Source organism: Calothrix sp. CBUCES-K 9914, from assembly GCF_059640475.1.
In genome coordinates this window covers 1-2,181 of the sequence record NZ_JBXXZH010000512.1, presented here as the reverse complement: position 1 = coordinate 2,181, position 2,181 = coordinate 1, and the positions used below count along the sequence as shown (strand labels likewise).

Below are 2,181 nucleotides of genomic sequence, written 5' to 3'. Positions count from 1 at the left end.
TCGTTTTCCATGACTCGCAACCCAGCACACTTCCAAGGTTCGTAAAATTCTTGAATTAAGCGATATTTAGAGTCTTTTGCTTCAGGTATATCTGGAATATCACACAACGGTTCCTCTAAACATACCCACACATAACCATAGCGTTCTGTACATTTATAGGCGCCTATTTTATAACTTGCTGATATCATTCCATTCTCAAGCTGGGGTACATGTGTACATATCCCTGTACCGTCAAACCTCCAACCATGATACGGACATTCTATATTGCCGTTCGTAACTTTTCCTTTTGATAGCTGCGCTGAACGGTGACAACAACGGTCTTGCGCTACTGCTGGGCGCCCTTTGGCATCTAGCCAGAGGACGATTTTTTGACCTAACAGCGTAAATGCTTTGGGATGACCATCTTGTAAATGACTCGTGGGAATAACTGGATACCAAAATCGTTTGAGTACAGGCTGTTTTGTAACTAACATAAATACTTTTCTTATAAATCTAAGTAAGGTCGGCAGTGCCCACCCTACATATATACATTTTCCTAAGTTTTTACACTTGTTTTGTATGAAAAGTTACCGTTAAATACATTAGATGTAGAGACGCGATTAATCGCGTCTCTACGTGTTTAATCAAATTTAGCAAAATCTAAAAAATAATTACCTCAGTACAATTACTGGTATAAATGTTTATTTTGTAGAGACGTGACATGTTACGTCTCTACATTTAGAATTACATGAAAATCAATTTTGATACAAAACAAAATTTTTATAAAGAATATGAATAACACAATAGTTAGAGTATTTATTTTATCATGAATTGCGAAAATTCTACCCTATCAGGACTAAAATGAAAGCTAGTCACGATAAAATCGAAGATTCTAATGGGCAAAATTCATTAATACCGCAAGATAGTCAACAAGATTGTGCTTTTGATGGTGCGATGCTTGCTTTAGTTCCTATAGCGGATGCTGTCCATTTAGTTCATGGTCCTAGTGGTTGTGTTGGTCATTTTTTAGCTGGTAGTAATAATACTGGGGAAGTTCGGCTTAATCAAATTCGCTTTACTACCGATATGGAAGAAAGTGATATTATCTTTGGTGGCGCCAAAAAATTGTACAAAGCTATTCTCGAAGTCCACCGTCGCTATAATCCATCTGCGATATTTGTATATTCTACCTGCGTTTCCGCAATGATTGGTGATGATATTAATGGCGCCACCCATGATGCTACAGAAAAACTGGATATTCCTGTTATTCCCGTAGACTCACCAGGTTTTATTGGTAACAAAAAGTCTGGTATTCGTCTTGCTGGTGATGTTTTACTCGAACATGTTATCGGTACTGCTGAACCTGAATTTACTACCGAGTATGATATTAACTTGATTGGTGACACTGATAGCGCCGTTGAAATTGAGTCGCTGCTGGAAAAAATCGGAATTCGAGTTTTAGCCAAAATTACAGGTGATGCTCGCTATAAAGAACTTTGTTATGCACACCGTGCGAAACTCAATGTCATTATTTCCTCCAAAGCACTGGTGAAAATGGCAAAGCAGATGGAAAAGCGTTTTAATATAAGTTACATCGAAGAGTCTATATATGGTTTGGAAGAAATCAATAACTGTTTACGAAACATTGCAGCAAAGTTAGATAGTACTGCATTATCAGAGCCAATAGAAAAACTAATCACAGAAGAGACTGCTTATTTAGATAGTCAACTTGAAGTATATCGTACACGATTCAAAAATAAACGGATTGTTCTTGATGTAACAACAGATAATTCCTTAATTCCATCTCTAGTTTATATTGCCAAGAAACTCGAATTAGATATTATTCCGGTTGCCTCAGCTATCAAACCGCAAGATAAAGCAAAAATTCAAGAGCTAGTAGGTCAAGATGTAATTATCTTGGAACAAGGAAATGAAAAAAATCAACTTTTTGAACTAATTCAAGGTTGGGCAGCTGATATGTTAGTCGCGCGCGCTGCATATCAAAATATCGCCATCAAGGCCAAAATATCTTTTCTAGATATAAATAAACATCGCCAAGTTTATACAGGGTATACAGGAATAATCAAAGCAGTACGAGAATTATATGCTGCTTTCCAAAGCCCCGTTTGGAAACAGTTACATTCTACAGCGCCTTGGGAATAATGCCCGATTTCATCATCATTCAAACTTAAATTACTTATT

General features: G+C 36.8%; 2 protein-coding genes. One reads left to right on the top strand and one right to left on the bottom strand.

Translation table 11 applies throughout. The annotated features are described in order from the left end of the window. Positions 1-473 (bottom strand): Rieske 2Fe-2S domain-containing protein (locus AC2JBO_RS44635; protein WP_496960034.1); only part of this gene is annotated, 473 nt, incomplete at its 3' end. A gap of 367 nt (positions 474-840) precedes the next feature. Between AC2JBO_RS44635 and AC2JBO_RS44630 the strand changes: the two genes are divergently transcribed. Further along, a complete protein-coding gene (locus tag AC2JBO_RS44630; protein WP_496960033.1) occupies positions 841-2,142 on the top strand; it encodes a nitrogenase component 1 in 1,302 nt (433 codons plus the stop codon). Positions 2,143-2,181 lie beyond the last annotated feature (39 nt).

Bases quoted from the DNA above. Each gene is read 5' to 3' on its own strand.
- AC2JBO_RS44630 (WP_496960033.1), top strand. From the start codon at position 841: ATGAAAGCTAGTCACGATAAAATCGAAGATTCTAATGGGCAAAATTCA.